At 52.8% G+C, this 20,546-nt stretch carries 21 protein-coding genes and 1 pseudogene; all 22 read left to right on the plus strand.

Annotated features, from left to right (window positions below; genetic code table 11):
• The first annotated feature begins 23 nt into the window (after positions 1-23).
• The 22 genes and pseudogenes from ACQG22_RS07910 (at position 24) to ACQG22_RS08015 (ending at position 20,397) form a co-directional block, all read left to right on the plus strand.
• Positions 24-614: a hypothetical protein gene (locus tag ACQG22_RS07910; protein WP_369706447.1), complete on the plus strand. Its 591-nt coding sequence runs from the start codon at positions 24-26 to the stop codon at positions 612-614.
• Positions 614-964, plus strand: a complete 351-nt coding sequence (locus ACQG22_RS07915; protein WP_072204670.1) for an HNH endonuclease — start codon at positions 614-616, stop codon at positions 962-964. Before ACQG22_RS07910 ends, ACQG22_RS07915 begins: the two co-directional genes overlap by 1 nt.
• Positions 965-1,121: 157 nt before the next feature.
• On the plus strand, positions 1,122-1,595 hold the full coding sequence (locus ACQG22_RS07920) for a phage terminase small subunit P27 family (protein WP_369706408.1): 474 nt from the start codon (positions 1,122-1,124) through the stop codon (positions 1,593-1,595).
• Positions 1,595-3,331, plus strand: a complete 1,737-nt coding sequence (locus ACQG22_RS07925; RefSeq protein ID WP_337254914.1) for a terminase large subunit — start codon at positions 1,595-1,597, stop codon at positions 3,329-3,331. Before ACQG22_RS07920 ends, ACQG22_RS07925 begins: the two co-directional genes overlap by 1 nt.
• Entirely contained in the window at positions 3,331-4,635 is a 1,305-nt protein-coding gene (locus tag ACQG22_RS07930) for a phage portal protein (RefSeq protein WP_058679253.1), read from the plus strand. Before ACQG22_RS07925 ends, ACQG22_RS07930 begins: the two co-directional genes overlap by 1 nt.
• A 13-nt stretch (positions 4,636-4,648) precedes the next feature.
• Positions 4,649-5,497 (plus strand): head maturation protease, ClpP-related, encoded by an 849-nt coding sequence (locus ACQG22_RS07935; protein WP_083020801.1) that lies wholly within the window; start codon positions 4,649-4,651, stop codon positions 5,495-5,497.
• A 9-nt stretch (positions 5,498-5,506) separates the two neighbouring features.
• The gene (locus ACQG22_RS07940; protein WP_369706409.1) at positions 5,507-6,718 is read left to right on the plus strand and encodes a phage major capsid protein; all 1,212 of its coding nucleotides are present in this window, start codon (positions 5,507-5,509) and stop codon (positions 6,716-6,718) included.
• A gap of 42 nt (positions 6,719-6,760) precedes the next feature.
• Entirely contained in the window at positions 6,761-7,087 is a 327-nt protein-coding gene (locus ACQG22_RS07945) for a head-tail connector protein (protein WP_023330767.1), read from the plus strand.
• Between the two features lie 9 nt (positions 7,088-7,096).
• On the plus strand, positions 7,097-7,435 hold the full coding sequence (locus tag ACQG22_RS07950; RefSeq protein WP_045357650.1) for a phage head closure protein: 339 nt from the start codon (positions 7,097-7,099) through the stop codon (positions 7,433-7,435).
• Positions 7,432-7,881: an HK97-gp10 family putative phage morphogenesis protein gene (locus ACQG22_RS07955; protein ID WP_040117538.1), complete on the plus strand. Its 450-nt coding sequence runs from the start codon at positions 7,432-7,434 to the stop codon at positions 7,879-7,881. The genes ACQG22_RS07950 and ACQG22_RS07955 overlap by 4 nt, the downstream gene beginning before the upstream one ends.
• Positions 7,878-8,225: a tail completion protein gp17 gene (gene gp17 / locus ACQG22_RS07960; protein WP_369706410.1), complete on the plus strand. Its 348-nt coding sequence runs from the start codon at positions 7,878-7,880 to the stop codon at positions 8,223-8,225. Before ACQG22_RS07955 ends, gp17 begins: the two co-directional genes overlap by 4 nt.
• 173 nt (positions 8,226-8,398) lie before the next feature.
• Complete coding sequence (locus ACQG22_RS07965; protein ID WP_023337467.1) at positions 8,399-8,929, plus strand: KilA-N domain-containing protein; 531 nt, start codon at positions 8,399-8,401, stop codon at positions 8,927-8,929.
• A gap of 127 nt (positions 8,930-9,056) precedes the next feature.
• Positions 9,057-9,476: pseudogene (locus tag ACQG22_RS07970) on the plus strand (phage tail tube protein); the annotation flags it as partial.
• A 32-nt stretch (positions 9,477-9,508) separates the two neighbouring features.
• A complete protein-coding gene (locus ACQG22_RS07975) occupies positions 9,509-9,892 on the plus strand; it encodes a phage tail assembly chaperone (protein ID WP_001549114.1) in 384 nt (127 codons plus the stop codon).
• Positions 9,893-9,900: 8 nt separating this feature from the next.
• Positions 9,901-10,185: a phage tail assembly protein T gene (locus ACQG22_RS07980; RefSeq protein ID WP_045342758.1), complete on the plus strand. Its 285-nt coding sequence runs from the start codon at positions 9,901-9,903 to the stop codon at positions 10,183-10,185.
• 86 nt (positions 10,186-10,271) lie between these two features.
• Positions 10,272-10,613, plus strand: a complete 342-nt coding sequence (locus ACQG22_RS07985) for a hypothetical protein (RefSeq protein ID WP_205926764.1) — start codon at positions 10,272-10,274, stop codon at positions 10,611-10,613.
• A gap of 57 nt (positions 10,614-10,670) precedes the next feature.
• Positions 10,671-14,162, plus strand: a complete 3,492-nt coding sequence (locus ACQG22_RS07990) for a phage tail tape measure protein (RefSeq protein ID WP_369706411.1) — start codon at positions 10,671-10,673, stop codon at positions 14,160-14,162.
• A 2-nt stretch (positions 14,163-14,164) separates the two neighbouring features.
• A complete protein-coding gene (locus ACQG22_RS07995; protein ID WP_022648745.1) occupies positions 14,165-14,503 on the plus strand; it encodes a phage tail protein in 339 nt (112 codons plus the stop codon).
• Entirely contained in the window at positions 14,500-15,258 is a 759-nt protein-coding gene (locus ACQG22_RS08000; protein WP_016240208.1) for a phage minor tail protein L, read from the plus strand. Before ACQG22_RS07995 ends, ACQG22_RS08000 begins: the two co-directional genes overlap by 4 nt.
• 2 nt (positions 15,259-15,260) lie before the next feature.
• Entirely contained in the window at positions 15,261-15,971 is a 711-nt protein-coding gene (locus tag ACQG22_RS08005; RefSeq protein WP_205926758.1) for a C40 family peptidase, read from the plus strand.
• Positions 15,971-16,555 carry a tail assembly protein gene (locus tag ACQG22_RS08010; RefSeq protein WP_047731792.1) on the plus strand — a complete coding sequence of 195 codons (585 nt, stop codon included), beginning with the start codon at positions 15,971-15,973 and terminating at the stop codon, positions 16,553-16,555. Before ACQG22_RS08005 ends, ACQG22_RS08010 begins: the two co-directional genes overlap by 1 nt.
• A 53-nt stretch (positions 16,556-16,608) precedes the next feature.
• Positions 16,609-20,397 (plus strand): phage tail protein, encoded by a 3,789-nt coding sequence (locus ACQG22_RS08015; RefSeq protein ID WP_369706412.1) that lies wholly within the window; start codon positions 16,609-16,611, stop codon positions 20,395-20,397.
• The last annotated feature ends 149 nt before the right edge of the window (positions 20,398-20,546 follow it).

The following is a 20,546-nucleotide window of genomic DNA, read 5'->3' on the forward strand; positions in this document are numbered from 1 at the left end:
CGGCTTTTTTTATTGGAGATTCGCTGGTGGCTGAAGAGATTAAGTTTGTGGTGGTCGGTCATCACGCCAGACGGCAGCAGGCTGAGGCGCTGGCCTCGGCTTTAGGCGCACATTTGCTGATTGATGACGGTAACCACGGCGCTAACTGGAATCATCGCCGTGCGCTTGAATGGGCAGCCTGTCAACCCTGCCGGGTAGTGGTGCTGGAAGACGACGCGTTGCCGGTACTCGGATTCAGCAAAAAGGTTAGTGACTGGCTGGTGCGTTTCCCTGATGACATGCTGAGCTTTTACCTCGGTACCGGGCGGCCTCCACAGTATCAGATGCAGATTGCTGAGCGGCTAATCGTGGCTGATAAGACCCGCGCTGATTACATCACGTTGCAACGGCTGTTACATGGCGTCTGCTATAGCGTGCCGACTCAGCATATTGAGCGCGTGTTGTCTCGATGGGACAGTAGCAAACCTGCTGATTATGCCGTGGGCGATGCTTATGGTGGCATTGTCGTCTATCCCTGCTGGTCGCTGGTGGATCATGCGGATGGTGAACCGGTAGAGCGTCACCCTGACTCAGCGCCACGCACAGAACGCCGCAGGGCGTGGAGGTTAGCCTGATGCCTGCGTTAATACCGAGGGCATGCCGCAAGCGTGGCTGTCCTGGCACAACCACAGATCGCTCGGGCTATTGTCCAAAGCACCTTAACGAAGGCTGGCAGCAGCATCAGCGAGGACAGAGCAGGCATCAGCGAGGTTATGGCAGCAAGTGGGACAGGCTGCGCCCAATCGTTCTCGACAGAGATAAACACCTTTGTCAGGAATGCCTGCGAAATGGAAGGTATACACCCGCTGAGACGGTGGACCACATCATCGCCAAAGCAAATGGGGGTACCGATGACCTGTCCAACCTCGAAAGCCTCTGCAAGCCCTGCCACAGAGCGAAGACAGCGGTCGAGAGACTCAAATGACATCATTTCTCATTTGAAATGAGAAAGGGGGAGGGTGGGTAAAAACCTCAGGGGAATCACCCCAAAGGACCGCCGCCCAACCTCTTTTCACATCGCCGCAGGTTAGAAAACTTTTTTTAGGGGTACCCCACTCGATGATTAATAGGAGTTTTCGATTATGTCTGGACCACCGAAAACCCCGACCCATCTACGTTTGGTGAGAGGTAACCCATCAAAACGCCCGATCAATGAGAACGAACCAAAACCCCCTTCAGGGGTACCCCCAACGCCGAAGCATTTCGACAAGCAGGGGAAATACTGGTTCAAGCGTATGGCTGAAGAGCTTGATGCTATCGGTGTGATGTCTCAGCTGGACGCCAGAGCCCTTGAGCTGCTGGTTGAGGCTTATACCGAATACCGGCATCACTGCGACACGCTTGAAGTTGAGGGCTACACCTACCGGACCGAAACGCAGAGCGGGGATGTGCTGATAAAGGCTCACCCGGCGGCCATCATGAAAGCTGATGCCTGGAAACGTCTGCGCGCCATGCTCGGTGAGTTTGGCATGACGCCAGCCAGCCGTTCTAAGGTTAATGCCAAAGGTCCTGATGCGGTTGATCCGCTGACCGAGTTTATGAATGCGAGGGATTAATGGCTAAGGTTGCAGAAGGCATCCGCTACGCCGAGAGGGTGGTGGCTGGGGAAATTATTGCCTGTGAGTATGTGCGCCTTGCCTGCCAGCGTTTTCTTGACGATCTGGCACATGGCGAAGAGCGCGGTATTTTCTTCAGTGAGCCGCGCGCGCAGCACATCCTGAATTTCTATAATTTTGTGCCTCACGTAAAAGGCGCGCTGGCAGGCCAGCCTATCGAGCTGATGGACTGGCATGTTTTTATCCTGATTAATATTTTTGGTTTTGTTATCCCACTGGTTAACGAAGAAACGGGAGAAATCGTTCTGCGTAAGGACGGCAGCGGTCGGCCGGTGATGGTTCGGCGTTTCCGTACAGCAGATGTTGAGGTGGCCCGTAAAAATGCCAAATCAACGCTTTGCTCCGGCGTAGGGCTGTATATGGCTGGTGCCGACGGCGAGGGCGGGGCGGAGGTTTATTCCGCTGCTACAACCCGTGACCAGGCGAGAATTGTTTTTGAAGACGCGAAAAATATGGTCAAGAAGGCGAAAGCCACTCTTGGGCGGATCTTTGAATTCAACAAGCTCGCTATCTACCAGGAGCAAACGGCCTCCAAATTCGAGCCATTATCATCAGATGCAAACAACCTCGACGGCCTGAACATCCACTGCGCCATCGTTGACGAGCTGCACGCTCACAAAACCCGTGACGTCTGGGACGTTCTGGAGACGGCCACCGGCGCGCGCCTGCAATCGCTGCTTTTCGGTATCACCACCGCTGGTTTCAACAAAGAAGGTATCTGTTACGAATTGCGTGATTACGCCATCAAGGTTCTGCGCGGGCTGGTAAAAGACGATACGTTTTTTGCCATCATCTACACCTTAGATGAAGGTGACGATCCCTTTGATGAAAAAGTCTGGCAGAAGGCGAATCCGGGGCTGGGTATCTGTAAGCGCTGGGATGATCTGCGCCGCCTGGCTAAAAAGGCGAAAGAGCAGGTTTCGGCCAGGATTAACTTTTTCACCAAGCACATGAATATCTGGGTTACCGCTGAGTCGGCCTGGATGGACATGATGAAATGGGAGAAATGCGAATTTATCGCCCCGCAGCACGAACTTAAAACCTATCCCTCCTGGGTAGGCGTTGACCTCTCAAACAAAATTGATATCTGTGCGGCCGCTAAAGTCTGGCGCGCGCCAGGTGGCCACGTTCATGCGGATTTTAAATTCTGGCTGCCGGAAGGACGCCTTGAGAAATGTTCACGTCAGATGGCAGAGCTCTATCGTAAGTGGGCCGAGATGGACAAACTAATCCTTACCGACGGGGATGTAATCGACCATGCCCAGATTAAGGAAGAGCTGCAGACGTGGGTTGCTGGTGAGAGCCTGAAAGAAATCGGCTTTGATCCGTGGAGTGCAACGCAGTTCAGCCTTTCGCTGGCAGAGGAAGGGTTGCCGCTGGTGGAAGTGCCGCAGACGGTTCGCAATTTCTCTGAGGCGATGAAAGAGGTCGAAGCACTGGTATACGGTGGACGCTTTCATCACAGCGATCACCCGGTGATGAACTGGATGATGTCCAACGTAACCGTCAAACCTGACCGGAACGAGAACATTTTTCCTAACAAGTCCACACCGGAGGCCAAGATTGATGGCCCGGCGGCATTGTTCACAGCAATGAGCCGTGTTCTGGTTAACGGTGGCAACGACCAGCAGGATCTCTCCGGATTCTTCAATAATCCCATCATGGTAGGTTTCTGATGAAAAAAAACAAACGGCCAGGCAGGGTTAAAAGTGCTCTGCTTAACTGGCTTGGTGTGCCTATCAGCCTGACTACCGGCACGTTCTGGGAGGAATGGTTTGGTACCAGCAGCAGCGGAAAGGTGGTAACGGCCGATAAAGCCATCCAGCTATCGGCTGTATGGGCATGCGTAAGGCTGTTAAGCGAGTCTATTTCAACCCTTCCGCTGAAAATATACGTTCGACAGCCTGACGGTTCGCGTAAAGCGGCAACCGACCACCCGGCTTATTCTGTACTGTGTCGCCGTCCCAATTCAGAAATGACTCCATCACGCTTTATGCTGATGGTGGTTGCCAGTATTTGCCTGCGCGGGAACGCCTTCATTGAGAAGAAATTCATCGCAAATCGCCTGGTTTCGCTGGTGCCTTTGCTGCCGCAGAACATGGTAGTTAAACGTCTTACTACCGGGGCGCTGGAATACAAATACACTGAAAACGGTAACGAGCGCGTCATTCCCGTCAAAAACATCATGCACATTCGCGGGTTCGGTCTGGATGGCGTTTGCGGCATGATGCCGATGAAAACGGGCCGGGATGTGATCGGTGCCGCGATGGCTGTTGAAGAATCTGCGGCAAAGATTTTTGAACAGGGGCTTCAGAGTTCAGGTTTTCTCTCCGCTGAAAATGCTCTCAGTGATGAACAACGTGAAAGGCTTCGCGGCTACATGGCTGCATTTACCGGCTCTAAAAATGCCGGAAAGATTATGGTACTTGAAGGCGGGTTAAAGTATCAGGGCGTCACCATGAACCCTGAAGATGCCCAGATGCTGGAAAGCCGTTCTTTCAGTATTGAGGAAATTTGTCGCTGGTTTCGCGTGCCTCCTTTCATGGTCGGTCATACCACGAAACAAAGCAGCTGGGCATCCAGTCTTGAGGGGATGAACCTGCAGTTCCTGACGCATACCCTTCGACCGCTGCTGGTAAATATTGAGCAGGAAATTGGCCGGTGCTTACTCGACAGCGATGATGACGTGTTTGCAGAGTTCTCCGTTGAAGGTCTACTGCGAGCCGATAGTGCCGGTCGCGCTGCATACTATACCAGCGCGCTTCAGAATGGCTGGATGTCCAGAAATGATGTTCGCCGTCTGGAGAACATGCCACCGATTGAAGGGGGCGACATTTACACCGTTCAGCTCAACCTGACACAACTGAAGAACCTTGAGAACAGTAATCCTGCCGTTCAGGCACTGGCGATCAGGGAGCTTCACAATCACGTATTCCCCGACATTCCATATGAGCAATCGCCTCTAAAGCAGGCCGCTTAGGAGCATAACCCACATGACAAAAAAACAACTTCCGGCTGCACCGGCGGGTCGTCCCTGCGCGCGTGTCACCTGTGAAACTTTACCGTCTGCACTGGATCGCTGGGACGGTGGGATCAAAGCTGCGGCCACCGACGATAACAGCATTTCTGTTTTTGATGTTATCGGGCAGGACTACTGGGGCGAAGGGGTAACAGCTAAACGTATTGCCGGTGCGCTTCGGGCGATGAACGGTGCCGACGTCACGGTGAATATCAACTCACCGGGCGGCGACATGTTCGAAGGTCTGGCTATTTATAACCTGCTCCGCGAATACGAAGGCCGTGTAACGGTGAAGGTGCTGGGCATTGCCGCCAGCGCCGCCTCGATAATTGCGATGGCCGGGGATGATATTCAGATTGGCCGCGGTGCCTTCCTGATGATCCACAACTGCTGGGTATACGCGATGGGAAATCGCCATGACTTTGCGGAACTGGCACAGTCGCTGGAGCCCTTCGATACCGCTATGGCTGATATCTACGCGGCGCGCTCCGGCCTTGATATGGCCGCCGTGCAGAAGCTGATGGACGCGGAAAGCTATATCGGTGGCAGTGATGCTGTGGCGAAGGGACTGGCAGACAGCCTGCTTTCTGCTGATGCGGTCAGCGACGGCGACGAATCGCCTGCAGCCGCGCTTCGCAAACTTGATGCATTGCTGGCCAAGACCAACACCCCGCGCTCTGAGCGCAGAAAACTCATTAAAGCCTTATCCGGTGGCATGCCTGGCGCTGTCACCACCAACGACGGTACGCCGGGCGCTGCCGAAGACATCAAACCTGAAACCATCAATTCACTTGAAAGCGCCCTGGCGGCGTTAGTCAAATAAGGACCCTTTATGTCTGAAGTAAACGATATTCTGAAAAAAGTCACTGCCAGCATTGAAGATGCAACCAGCAAATTCAACGCGAAAGCAGAAGAGGCACTGACCGAAGCGAAAAAGAATGGTCAGCTCTCAGCTCAGACCAAAGATGTTGTAGATAAAATGGCGACAGAGCTCAATGCTCTTAAGGAAGCTGAAAAAACCCTTAAGGCCAGCCTTGGTGAGCTGGAACAGCATGTTGCCCAAATGCCATTGAACAACGCTGCTAAAGTTACCGAAACTGTTGGACAGGTGGTGATTAATAGCGAGGCGTTGAAGGCCTTTGCCGCGAGCGTTGAAGGCAATAAGCGCGTAAGCGTCCCAGTTCACGCGGCCTTGCTTTCTACAGATGTTGCAGATGGCGTGGTTGAACCACAGCGACTGCCTGGCATCGACACTGCACCAAAACAGCGTCTCTTCATTCGTGATCTGATTGCGCCTGGCCGCACATCTTCACCGGCTATTTTCTGGGTGCAGCAAACGGGCTTTACCAATGCAGCGAAAGTCGTTGCAGAGGGGACTGCCAAACCTTACAGCGATATTGAATTCGCGACTAAAATCACGCCGGTGACAACCATCGCGCACATGTTTAAGGCATCCAAGCAGATCCTTGACGATTTCGCTCAACTCCAGTCTACGGTTGACGCTGAGATGCGTTACGGCCTGAAATATGTTGAGGAACAGGAAATCTTGTTCGGCGACGGAACTGGTGTGCACCTGCACGGCATCGTTCCTCAGGCCTCAGCATTCGACCCGGCATTTTCTGTTGAGAGCCAGAACGGGATTGATGATCTGCGCCTGGCAATGCTTCAGGCTCAACTGGCTCGTTTCCCTGCATCTGGCCACGTTCTGCACTTCATCGACTGGGCGAAAATTGAGCTCACGAAAGACAGTCTGGGCCGCTATATCCTGGCTAACCCGGCATCTCTGACTGGCCCTACGCTTTGGGGGCTTCCGGTGGTAGCAACTGAGGCAGCAGCTTTCCAGGGCAAATTCCTGACAGGCGCATTCAATGCCGCAGCTCAACTGTTCGATCGTGAAGATGCCAACGTGGTTATCTCCACCGAAAACGCCGACGACTTCGAGAAAAACATGATCTCCATTCGCTGCGAAGAACGTCTGGCGCTGGCTGTGAAACGCCCTGAGGCGTTCGTGTACGGTTCATTCAGCACCGGCGCGGGTAGCTGATAACTATTGCGGCCTTCGGGCCGCTTTTTTCGGGGCAAACTAATGCTTGATCAGAATGTGGTGAAACAGCATTGCCGCATTGATACCGACTTTACGGGTGATGATGCTCTGCTGGAGATTTACACAGGTGCGGCGGCGCGTTACGTCCAGACATGGACAAGGCGAACGCTCTATGAAAACCAAAGCTCACCTGGCTACGCAGACGACCCAGACCCGATTTTACTGAATGATGATGTTAAGGCGGCAATGCTACTGCTGATTGGTCACTGGTATGCAAACCGAGAGGCTGTGAACATCGGAAACATTACAACAGCGGTGCCTTTCGCCGTAGAAGCTCTACTGCAGCCATACCGTATTTACGGGGTATAGGGGGACTTTATGCAGGCCGGAAGATTGAGACACAGGGTGGTGGTTCAGAACATCACAACATCCAGAGATCCTTCTGGTCAGCCTGTTGAAACGTGGCATGACGGTGCAGAAACATGGGCAGAAGTAAAGGGCATTAGTGGGCGTGAGCTGGTAGCCGCTGGTGCTGAAACCTCAGTCGCCACTATCAGGGTATGGACACGGTTTCGTAGCGATATAACTGCTGCGTCCAGACTCAGGGTTATGACTGGCCCGTTCAAGGGGGCCATTTTGAATATTATTGGTCCGCCTATCCCTGATTCTCGTGGTGTTCAGCTCGAAATTCTTTGCAAACAGGGGACCGAAAAATGATTGAGACGAGCCTCGATTTTTCCGGATTGAATGACATCGCAAAGGATCTGGAGGCGCTTAGCCGTGCCGAAAACAATAAGGTTCTTCGTGATGCCACGCGCGCCGGCGCGGAAGTGCTTAAGGAAGAAGTGATCGCACGTGCACCGGTACGCACCGGAAAACTGAAAAAAAACGTGGTGGTGGTGACCCAAAAAAGCCGCCGCCGCGGGGAAATTTCTTCCGGCGTCCATATTCGTGGCGTTAACCTGCGCACCGGCAACAGCGATAACACGATGAAGGCGAATAACCCGAGAAACGCCTTTTACTGGCGATTCGTTGAGCTGGGCACCGCGAACATGCCTGCACATCCGTTTGTGCGACCCGCTTACGATACTCGCGAGGAAGAGGCCGCCAGCGTCGCCATTGCCAGGATGAATCAGGCTATTGATGAGGTATTGAGCAAGTGAATGAAGATAATATCTACGCCTTGCTTTCTCCCCTGGCAGAAGGACGGGTATATCCCTATGTTGCGCCATTAGGTAGTGACGGGAAACCGTCTGTCTCGCCACCCTGGATTATCTTTTCCATCGTCGATGATGTTTCCGCTGACGTACTGTGTGGCCAGGCGGAATCCAGCACATCAGTGCAGATCGATGTTTACTCACTGACCATTAAGGAAGCCAGATCCATTCGCGATCATGCGCTGAAGGCCGTTAAGTCCCTGGCTCCGACTGAGATAACGAAAATTCAAGGCTATGAACCCGATTTCCGGCTTTACCGCGCCACGATCGATTTTCGGATCACATCCTGAAACGTTAACCAACCCTGAACAACCCGCTCCGGCGGGTTTTTTATTACCTCTGACACCGCGCTTCACACGCGCACGTTATAATCCTGGAGCCTACAGAAAGCGAGCCTGAGAGTCAGTTGTACTCCGGGGCTGCTGACTCTGTGTGACAGGCTCACTTTCTATAGGTAAATCTCATGAAATATCCAACCGTATCAGTAAATGGCGTTTCCGTTCGCGTTGATGACGAGGGACGCTATAACCTCAATGATCTCCATGCTGCGGCGGTCGCAAACGGAGAGGCTACAGAGCAGCAGCGTCCAAGTCAGTTTTTACGTAGCGCTCAGGTAAAGCGATTTATCAAGGCACTTAAATCCAAAGTGCAAAAAAGCACTCTGGAACAAATTCAACCACTTAGAGTTGTTAATGGTGGTGATGAACCTGGAGTGTGGGGCGTTGAGTTACTGGCCATTCGCTACGCAGCCTGGATTAAGCCTGAGTTTGAGATTGAAGTATATGAGGTGTTCAGAACAGTGGTTCGCCTCGGCATCAGTGCCATGTCACGCCTGAATAAATTAGATCACATCATTAATACTGAGACTAAAGCGATAAGCCAGTGCGCCAGCCAGATGGCGAAGTGGGGTGTCGGCGGCAGAAAGAAAATCCTCCTTTCTGCGCGGGAGCGGGTGGTTGATGAAGTACAGATGTACTTACCAGGCATCAATTAAACTCGAGAAATGGTCTTTGTTGCTGACAATCTCAGCATTCCAGGCATGATTGATTTACTTAGTAATTTCTTTTCAGAAAGACACCCACCTCCCGCTTCGGCGGGTTTTTACTTTTATGGAGACAACTATGTCTGCACTTTATGAAAAATCGCAGCTGACGAAGATCCTTATTTCCTCCCTGCCAGCCACCAAAGAAACGATGGATTCCGCAACCTTCCTCGATCTGAGTTGCACCATCAAAGAAATTCAGTTCACCGGTGGTCAGAAGCAGGATATCGACGTAACAACACTTTGCTCTACCGAGCAGGAGAACATCAACGGCCTGCCTTCTCCGTCAGAAATCTCTCTGTCCGGCAACTTCTACAAGAATCCGGCGCAGGACGCCTTGCGTGATGCGTATGACAACGATACGACCTACGCTTTCCAGGTCATTTTCCCGTCCGGCAAGGGCTTTAAGTTCCTGGCTGAAATCCGCCAGCACACCTGGTCTTCCGGTACCAACGGCGTAGTGGCGGCAACGTTCTCCCTGCGCCTGAAAGGTAAGCCTGAAAACATCGAGTCTGGCTCCTGAGAGGTCGCATGAAGAATATTAAAAATCTCGCCCTGGCTAAGATGTCGGGTTTTCGTCATAAGACGGTCGCCGTTCCTGAGTGGGAAGGCGTCAAAGTGGTTCTGCGTGAGCCGTCTGGTGAAGCCTGGCTGCGCTGGCAGGAAGTGGTTAAAGCGGGTGCTGATGATGAAAATGTGTCGGTATCGGAAAAGGCACACCGTAATCTTTGCGCTGACGTGGTGCTCTTCATTGACGTCCTGTGCGACACCGATAAGCAACCGGTATTCAGCGTAGACGAAGAAGAGCAGGTGCGTGAAATCTACGGCCCCGTCCATTCACGCCTGCTCAAACAGGCGCTTGACCTGATCAACAACGCGGACGAAGCGCGGGAAAAGTCTCAACCCCCGGCGTAAAGTTTCTGATGTCGCTTGCGCTCCGGATGGGGCGCACGCTCTCAGAGCTTCGGCAGAATATGACGGCAAGCGAGCTTCTGATGTGGATTGAGTACGACAGGCAAAGTCCGGTTGGCGATATTCGTGGTGACATTCAGGCAGCTCAGCTCGTCTCTGCCATCTACGGCTCGCAGGGGGCAAAAGTACCGCTTGACGATGCGATCCTGCGATGGGGTGGCGATGAGCAATCAGAACCGAAGGACCCGTTTGCAGGGCTTGAGGCTGCTTTATCAAACGCAGCGGCAACTAATTAAATGCTAAAGTCAAAAAATAGAATTTCGAATTTCCTTTGCTCACGTTTATGTATTTTAATAACCTCCTTACTTCTGGAGGTGTGAAAATGAAAAAGGTAGTTTGTATTTTATTAGTTATGTTCGCCGTTACTGGATGTAAATCTTTAGACTCAGTTAGGGCTACAAAGCCTGTAAACATTGGGGGATCTGATAAGAGCGTTAACTCATTCTCATCTTGTGTCTCTGGGAAGTGGGCTGGAAATGGAACACCAGTAACTTCCTTGCCGCTTGAAAATGGCATAAGCATACTCGTCCCTCAGGCAATGGGGGGTTATGACGTAGTTCTTGACGTAACAGAAAATAATGGGAAAACAAGTTACGTGCTCTACGAAAGAGTGCCCTCAATGACATCCGACTCATATGAGAAAACGGTATTATCTTGTAGATAAGAAAACATAGATAAAACAGACCCGCTCCGGCGGGTTTTTTTCGCCTGGAGAAATGTGATGGCAACATTACGTGAATTGATTATTAAAATTTCCGCTAACTCGCAATCATTCCAGACGGAAATTTCCCGCGCCTCACGAATGGGGCAGGATTATTACCGCACTATGCAGAATGGTGGTCGGCAGGCCGCTGCTGCTGCCAGAGAGAGCGAAAGGGCGCTCTCTGATTTGACTGCCGGATTTGCATCTGCTGGAAGGGCTGCCGCCGCAGCTACGGCAGCTTTTGCAACGGGTAAAATTGTGCAGATTGCTGATGAGTGGAACTCCGTAAACGCTCGCCTTAAACAGGCATCATCTTCTGCTGATGATTTTGCCGCTTCACAGCGTCAGTTAATGGAAATCAGCCAAAGAACCGGCACGGCATTTTCAGATAACGCAAACCTTTTTTCCCGCGCAGCAGCCTCAATGCGCGAGTACGGTTATAGCTCTGACGAAGTTCTGAAAATTACAGAAGCTGTCTCTACCGGCCTCAAACTTTCTGGGGCTAACACCCAGGAAGCGAGTTCTGTTATCACTCAATTCAGCCAGGCGCTCGCACAAGGCGTTCTTCGTGGTGAAGAATTTAATGCCGTTAACGAAGCCGGTGATCGGGTAATCCGCGCTCTGGCTGCGGGAATGGGTGTAGCCCGTAAAGACCTCAAGAGCATGGCTGACCAGGGACAGCTTACGATCGATAAGGTTGTCCCAGCTTTAATGAGCCAGTTAGGAGCATTGCAGGGCGAATTTGCCAGCATGCCACAAACGGTTTCTGGATCCCTTCAAAAAGTAACTAACTCATTCATGGCCTGGGTGGGCGGTGTAAACCAGGCAACCGGTGCTACTGATGCGTTGTCTGGCGGATTGGATAATGTTGCCCAGACGCTTGATTCTTTTACTTCATCAGCAGTGAGCGGCGCGCTGAATGACGTTGCTGACAATATGTCAACAATTACAACAGTCGCTGGGGCGCTTGTTGGCGTGGGACTGGCACGCTACCTAAGCGGAGTTGTAACCAGTGCCACGAGTGCAACAGGTGCGCTAATTTCAGCTGCGAAATCAGAGGTTGCCCTTGCAGTCGCGCAGGATAAAGCGGCGCAGTCTGCTGTTGCGGCTTCCAGGGCTGAAGTTTATCGGGCTCAGCAAGCAGTACAGAGTTCAAGAAGTGCAGATGTTCAGGCGGCTCAGCAAGAAAAGGTCGCGGCGGCTGAAGCAAAAGTCACTGCGGCCCATACCAGACTGACTACCGCTCTTGCCAGTGGTACAGCTACGGAAAAGGTGCGAGCCAGAACAGCACTTGAACGCGCGCAGGCAGGGCTGGTAGCAGCTAAAAATGCCGACGCTCAGGCTGTCGCTGAAAGGCGTCTGGCTGCCGCTCAGGCTGCTTTAAACCGTAACATCTCAAATCGTGTTTCGACTCAAAGCAATCTCAATAGCGTAACATCTGTCGGCACTCGCCTGATGAGTGGTGCGCTTGGCCTGATTGGCGGCGTGCCGGGTCTGGTGATGCTGGGAGCAGGAGCCTGGTATGCGATGTATCAGAATCAGGAGCAGGCTCGGCGTTCGGCGCAGGAATACGCCACCACGATTGATGAAGTCAGTAAAAAGTCGAAGGCAATGTCTTTACCTGAAGCTTCAGACAATGCTGAGAAAACGCGCGCAGCATTGAATGAGCAGAACAGGCTGATAGATGAACAAAAGAGCAAGATAGAAAATCTGAAAGAGCAGATAGCTGGTTATCAGTCAGTGATCAGTAATCCCGGTCCAACGACCAACGGTGGTTTCATGATTAACCACCTGACATCTTTGGATACCGTGACCCGTGGACTGGCTACAGCCACTGAACAGTTATCTGTTGAGCAGGAAAGGCTTGCCCAGATGCAGGAGAAATCTGCCTCTATCCAACAGGTTCTTGAAGGTCTTGAGCATCGGCGTGTGACGCTAATTCGGGAGGAGGCAGCGAATCAGAACCGGGCTTATCAATCACTTCTGTTGATGAATGGGCAGCACGATGAACTTAATCGATTACTCGGACTGGGTAACCAACTCCTTATGGCGCGTCAGGGGCTGGCTAACGTCCCGCTCAGACTTCCGCAGGCCGATCTCGACAAAAAGCAAACCGATGCCCTCGAAAAGAGCCGCCGGGATCTGGAGTTGTCACGCCTGAAGGGTGAAGCAAAAGAGCGCCTGCGACTGAGTTATGCAGCCGATGACCTGGGATTAACCAGTGATCCGCAATTCCAGACAGGCCGTCAGGAGTTTATTAATAACGGTCTTGCTGAATGGCGGAATAATGAGGCCAACAAACCTAAGGCGAAGGGCGGTAAAACCGAAGGCGAGAAAACCGAGGATGTGTATAAGCGCCTTATCAAGCAGCAAAAAGAGCAGATTGCCCTGCAAGGCCAGAATACTGAACTGGCGAAGGTTAAATACCAGGTCAGCCAGGGCGAACTTGCTTCTCTGACAGAAGCCCAGAAAAAGACGGTATTGCAGAATGCTGCGCTGATTGACCAGGTTAAATTACGTGAGCAACTGCGAAATTACGAAGCCAACCTTGCCGACAGTAACGCCAGCGCCCGCGCAGCCAATGAAGCGCAATTGCTGGGATACGGGCAGGGCTCCCGGTTCCGTGAAAGACTTCAGGAGCAGTTCAATCTGCGTAAGGAGTTTGAGCAGAAGAATACCGATCTTCTCCGCCAGCGTCAGGCTGGTGAAATCGACGAGACGTTCTATCAGCAGGGGCTGGCACTTAATAAGCGCTACCTCGAAGAGCGCCTGCGCGACCAGGAGGGATATTACGCAGCTTCTGATGCGCAGCGTGACGACTGGATGACGGGACTGTCTGAGGGTTATGCGAACTGGGTGGACGAAGCTACTGATTATTCTTCCATGGCCGCTGACGGCATGAAGCAGGCCATGGGTGGCGCGGTCACCACGATCACCGACATGCTCAATGGCAACGTTGACAGCTGGAAGGACTGGGGCGTGAGCGTACTGAAGATTATCCAGAACGTTCTGGTGAACATGGCTGTTGCTAATGGCGTCAGCTCAATTGGATCACTGTTCAGTTTTGGTGCCTCGTCAGCCGCAACCGCCAGCAGCGGTACCGCTATTCAGAATGCTGGCGCGAACTTTACCTTTAATGCGAAGGGTAATGTTTACGACTCTCCGTCCCTGAGCGCTTACAGCAATGGCGTTTTCCAGACGCCTCAGCTGTTTGCTTTTGCCAAAGGCGCAGGCGTTTTTGCCGAGGCTGGTCCGGAAGCCATTATGCCGCTTACGCGCGCCGCTGATGGTTCGCTGGGAGTTCGGGCAGTTGGTACTCCGCAGGTCTCCGGCGGTGTGCCTTCAGTTAACTTCGGCGATATCAATATTCAGGGTGGATCACCACAGGCAGCCAGTCAGGGAACCGCCGGAGCAGCAGGCAGGCAGCTTAAGGATGCCATCACTGGTGTCATTAACGAACAGGCCAGCATGCCGGGCTCGCCTCTGTGGCGATTAATCAAGGGAGTTTAACCATGGCAGTCGAAACCTTCAGCTGGTGCCCAAAGGTTGCCTCTCAGGTTGATACAAGTTTTCGTACCCGAAAGGCGCAGTTTGGCGATGGCTATACACAGGTGGCCGGGGACGGCATCAACCCGGTAACACCTCAGTGGAGCGTGAGCTTTACCGGCGACGAGGCTTACATTCAGGCCATTAAAAACTTTCTGAACAGACATGCCGGGTGGAAGTCATTTATCTGGAAGCCGCCGCTTGAGCCTTCAGGTTTATGGCGCGCGGAATCCTTCCAGATATCTACCCACGGCAACAAAAAATACACCCTCAGCAGCACATTCATACAGGCATACCATCCATGAGTATTTCATCTGATGTCCAGAAACTGGAACCGGGTAAACGCGTCCGCCTGATCGAGGTGGACGGCTCTGCTTTCGGTGCCGGTATTCTTCGCTTTCACAACGAGACAATCCCGCATACCGAGGCGGAAATCATCGCCGCAGGCGGCGACGAGTCAAAACTTGAGCCGAAGTCGGTGTGGTGGCAGGGGCAGGAGTATGGCGCGTGGCCGTATGAACTGACCGGCATATCTGTCAGCAGTGACGGCCAGAGTTCACGGCCTTCTCTCACCGTTGCAAACATCAGCGGTACGATTGGCGCGCTGTGCCGCAGGTTTCAGGGGATGGCTAAAGCAAAGGTGATCATCCATGACACCTTCGCTCACTACCTGGACGCAAGAAATTTTCCTGGCGGGAACCCGACTGCGAATCCCAACGAGGAGCGCAAACAGGTTTATTACATCGACCGTAAATCAGGGTCAGACGATGAAACCGTAGAGTTTGAGCTTTCAAGTCCAGCCGATTTGCGAGGGCAACTCATTCCGACCCGGCAAATTCAGCCAATGTGCACGTGGTGCATGCGGGGCTGGTACAAAACCGGGAACGGCTGCACCTACGCCGGGCAAAACGGCTGGTTCGATAAAGACGGCAATCGGGTGGACGATCCTTCACAGGATGTTTGCTCCGGATTGCTGTCAACGGGCTGTAAACCTCGCTTCGGAGAGAATGAACAGCTGGATTATGGCGGGTTCCCCGGCGCTTCACTTCTGAGAGGATAATCATGCGCGACAAAACAGTTAGCGCCATTCTGGCGCATGCCGCCGCATCCTTCCCCGAGGAGTGCTGTGGCGTGGTTATTCAGAAGGGGCGGGTGGAGAAATACATCCCCTGCAAAAATAATGCTGAGTCGGCGACTGAGCAATTTGAACTTAATCCTGAGGATTATGCGGCCGCCGAAGAGCAGGGCACTGTGGTGGCGATCGTCCACAGCCATCCCGGCGACGGGGCAACAACCCAGCCGAGCGAGCTCGACATGCTGATGTGTGATGCCACGGAACTGCCCTGGATTATTGCATCGTGGCCGGAGGGCGACATTCGCACCGTCATGCCTCGCGGAGACCGACCCCTCACAGGGCGCCAGTTTGTTCTCGGATATGCAGACTGCTGGTCTCTCATCATGGACTATTTCCGCATCGAACACGGCATTGAACTGCCCAACTACAGCGTAGATCGCCACTGGTGGGAGCAGGGTGAAAACCTCTATATGGACAACTGGCAGGAATGCGGTTTTCGTGAGTACGACGGTCCCGCTCAGCCAGGTGACATGGTTATCATGCAGGTTCAGTCCACCGTCCCGAACCATGCCGGGATTTTGCTTGATGGCAACATGCTACTGCATCACATGTATGGCCAGCTAAGCCAGCGTATTCCCTACGGTGGCTATTACCGTGACCGTACCATCAAAATTCTGCGTTATAAGGATTTGATGTAATGGAAAGAAAAACCGTTATCAAACTCAGCGGCTCAATGGCTCAGCGATTTGGCAGGACACATCGCCGCGCACTAACGTCCGCCAGCGAAGTTTTCAGGGCGCTTTCTAACACCATTGACGGCTTTGATGCCTATCTGCGTGAAGCTCGGGCAAAGGGACTGGATTTTGTTATTTTCCGGGATCGTCGCAATATCGGGCACGAAGAGTTTGAACTCCTGGGGCCGGGTGATGAGTTAAGAATAATCCCTGTGATAAGGGGTAGTAAAAGAGCTGGAGTTTTCCAGGCGTTGCTCGGAACGGCTCTGGTCGCTGCTGCCATATGGATGCCGGGAGTTAGTATCGCAGCAAGTAACCTCATGTTTTCCGTTGGTGCCGCAATGGCCGTTGGCGGTGTAGTGCAAATGCTCTCTCCTCAGGTTTCAGGTCTGCGAATGCGTCAGGAACCTGATAACAAACCCTCCTATGCGTTTGGTGGTCCAGTTAACACGACGGCATCTGGCAATCCCGTTCCCCTGCTTTATGGTCAGCGAGAAATAGGCGGCGCTATTATCTCCGCCGGGATATATGCAGAAGACCAGCAATAAACCAAACCACCCACTGTAAGCCACCTGACGGTGGCTTTTTTTATGGACGCGATATGACGACGACAATCATCAAAGGCCGCGGCAAAGGTGGCAGCAACCAGACCCGAACGCCTGTTGAGGCACCGGACAGCATTCAGTCCATCGCCAGGGCAAAGGTGCTGATTGCGCTTGGAGAGGGTGAGTTCGCTGGCGGGCTTGATGGTAAAAGCATTTTTCTTGGTGACTCATCTTCATACACGCCTCTTCAGAACGCCGACGGAAGTTATAACTTCAATAATGTGAAATATGAGTTCCGTTCCGGTACTCAGGACCAGGACTACATTCAGGGCTTCCCCGGCATTGAAAACGAACTTCAGGTTTCATACGAGCTGAAACAGGCTGTGCCGTACGTGCGCGCGGTATCCAACACGCAGCTCTCTGCGCTGCGAATTCGCCTGGGATGGCCAACTCTTTTACTCCAGAAAAACAACGGTGATAAAGTCGGCACCCGCGTCGAGTATGCTATCGATCTGTCGGTCGATGGCGGGCCGTATGAAACGGTGGTTAACGGTGCTGTTGATGACAAAACCACGTCGCTTTATGAGCGCAGTCACCGCGTCAATCTTCCGAAAGCCTCGACTGGATGGCAGTTGCGGGTTCGCAGAATCACGCCGGATTCCACGAGCGTGAATATCGTCGACACCATGCGCGTTGTGGCCGTTACTGAAATTATTGACGCCAAACTTCGCTACGTTAACACAGCACTGCTGTATGTAGAGTTTGACGCAAAGCAGTTCCCTAATGGCATTCCTCAGGTTGTGTGCAATCCTAAAGGGCGAATCATCCGTGTACCTGATACTTATGATCCCGAAACCCGCACTTACTCTGGTACATGGGAGGGCGTATTTAAATGGGCATGGACGGATAACCCTGCCTGGATTTATTACGACATCATTCTGAACGAGCGCTTCGGGCTGGGGCAAAGAATCGATGCGACTCAGATAGACAAATGGGAGCTTTATCGTATCGCCCAGTATTGCGATCAGCAGGTACCAGATGGCAAGGGCGGAAGTGGGACGGAGCCTCGTTTTCGTTGCAACGTTTATATTCAGGACCGTAATGACGCCTGGACTGTACTTCGTGATCTGGCGGGTATATTTCGCGGCATGACGTACTGGGGCGACAATAAGATGTATGTCCTGGCTGATATGCCACGGGATGTGTGGCACATCTATAACCACGCCAGCGTTGTTGAAGGAAAATTTACCTTTGCGGATCCGAGTGAAACCACCCGAAACACTGCCGCGCTGGTGAACTGGTCAGACCCAGCCAACCACTATAAAGACACGCCTGAGCCTGTTTACGATAACGATCTGGCCATGCGCTTCGATTATCGTCAGCTCGAAATGACTGCGATCGGCTGCACCAGGCAGTCAGAGGCAAACCGGCGGGGGCGCTGGGCGCTGCTCACTAACGGTATCGGCGAGGTAGTGACCTTCAGCACGGGCATGGACGTTCCCCCCGTTGGTGAGGTGATCGGCGTGGCAGCTAACGAGCTGGCCGGAAGAACTATCGGTGGCAGGGTGAGTGCGGTTAACGGCCGCAACATAACCCTCGATCGCGCCGCTGATGTGAAGGCCGGGAACCGGCTGTTTTTGAATCTTCCGTCAGGCACAGCTCAGGCCAGAACCGTCCAGGCCGTTAACGGAAACACAGTCACTGTCAACACACCCTACAGCGAAACGCCGGAGGCTGAATGTAACTGGGGTGTGGACTCTGACGATCTGTTTATAGCGCTTTTCCGTGTTACGGGAACGCGGGACAACAACGACGGTACTTTCGAGGTCACCGGGACGACTTACAACCCTGATATCTATTCCGCTGTTGATACCGGCGCAAGACTGGACGAGCGGCCAGTCAGTGTCATTCCACCGGGGGTTCAGGCTCCCCCAGGAAATATTGTCGTAGACAGTTACTCTACGGTTAACCAGAACATTGCGATTACCACTATGCGCGTTGCCTGGGATGCTGTTCAGGGTGCAGTTGCTTACGAGGCGGAATGGCGGCGTGACAGCGGCAACTGGATTAGTGTGCCCCGAACGTCTTCTCTCGGCTTTGAAGTTCAGGGTATCTACTCGGGTCGCTATCTGGTCCGTGTCAGGGCGGTGAACGCCAGCGACGTTTCATCAGTATGGGCGACATCATCAGAAGTAAATCTTACGGGTAAAGTGGGCAATCCGCCGAAACCGGTCGGCTTCATCGCTTCTGATAATGTGGTTTTCGGTATCGAGCTGAGCTGGGGATTCCCGGCGAACACCGACGACACGCTGAAGACGGAAATTCAGTACAGTCTGACCGGTACCGAAGACGATGCGATGCTGCTGGCCGATGTGCCTTACCCGCAGCGCAAATATCAGCAGATGGGCCTTAAGGCTGGGCAGATTTTCTGGTATCGCGCGCAGCTGGTGGACCGCAGCGGCAACGAATCAGGTTACACAGAATGGGTGCGCGGGCAGGCCAGCATCGATGTTTCCGATATCACCGATGTGATCCTGGAGGAGATTAAAGATTCTGAGGTATTCAAGGATCTGATTGAGAGTGCCGTAGAAAGTAGCGAGAAACTGGCCGAACTTTCTGATGCGATTAGGGAGAACGCCGATGGTCTGGCTGCGGCAGTAGGCTCGAATAAACAAACAGCAGAAGCAATTATCGGCAATGCGCTGGCTATTGCTGATGTTGTCGTACGCCAGACTGCACAGCAGGGGGCTAACTCTGCGACATTCGAACAGCTCCGCGAGGTGATCGCCACTGAGACTGAGGCGCGTGTAACTGATGTAATCCGTCTGGATGCAAAGACCGAGCAAAACGAAGCGGGTATTACCGAGGTTCGACAGGCTCTGGCAACAGAAGCGGAATCACGAGCTTCTGAGGTCAGCCAGCTAACCGCCGCCACGAAGGTTGCTTCTGATAAAGCGGATTCTGCTGCTGCAGTCGGTGCGCAGAATACAGCTTCAATCACCAACCTTAGCCAGGTTGTCACAGACCTGGATTCATCAATGGCGTCACGACTTGAAGAGCTTGGAGCGAAAACAGACAAGGCCAGCGGAGGTATTCAGAACAATGCTATTGCGCTGATCACCAGTACTCTCGCACAGGTTAACCAGCGCAACCTTCTGAGCGTTCAGTATGGTGATAACAAAGCCGGTATAGAGCGAGTCGACAACGTCATGGCAGACGCAAGTAAGGCTGTCGCTGAGTCTCTGCGCACCCTGGATTCCAGCGCCGGTGGAAACACGGCGAATGTTACCGATCTGTCTAAGACGCTTGCTGTTTTCACGCAAGTATCAGCTACGCAAATTAACTCGCTCAAGGTCACAGTAAATGGTCAGTCTGCGGCTATTATCCAGAACAGCCAGGTATCAGCCGACATCAATAATAACCTGAATGCGATGTACAGCATCAAGGTAGCTGTTGATTCCAATGGCAACCAGTACGCGGCTGGAATGGGTATTGGTGTACAGAATACACCTTCAGGTATGCAGACTCAGGTTCTGTTCCTGGCAGACCGCTTCGCTGTGATGAGCCAGGCTGGTGGCGCAGTAACTCTGCCTTTTGTTATCCAGAATGGGCAGACATTCATCCGAGCCAGCTTCATCCAGGACGGTACCATTGAGAACGCCAAAATCGGCAACTACATCCAGTCGAATAACTATGTGGCTGGCTCTGCAGGATGGAAGCTTGATAAGGGAGGAACGTTCGAAATTAACGGCGTGGCCGGGGGCGGGAGGATGCTGATAACCAGCACTCTTATTCGCATCTACGACAGCAACAACGTGCTGCGTGTCAGAATGGGGTTATGGTAATGCCACAGGGTTTGCAATGCTGGGATAGTGCAGGGTTGATTGCGGTTGATTTAAGCGATTATGCGATCCGGTATATCGGAAGCACCTCTGTAACATTCGCTGCGGGGGAAACGTCGAAGAACGTTTCCTTCGCCGGGATAACCCAGGAT

Origin of the sequence: Enterobacter cloacae complex sp. 309I3, assembly GCF_050031595.1 — a bacterium.
GTDB lineage: Bacteria > Pseudomonadota > Gammaproteobacteria > Enterobacterales > Enterobacteriaceae > Enterobacter > Enterobacter cloacae.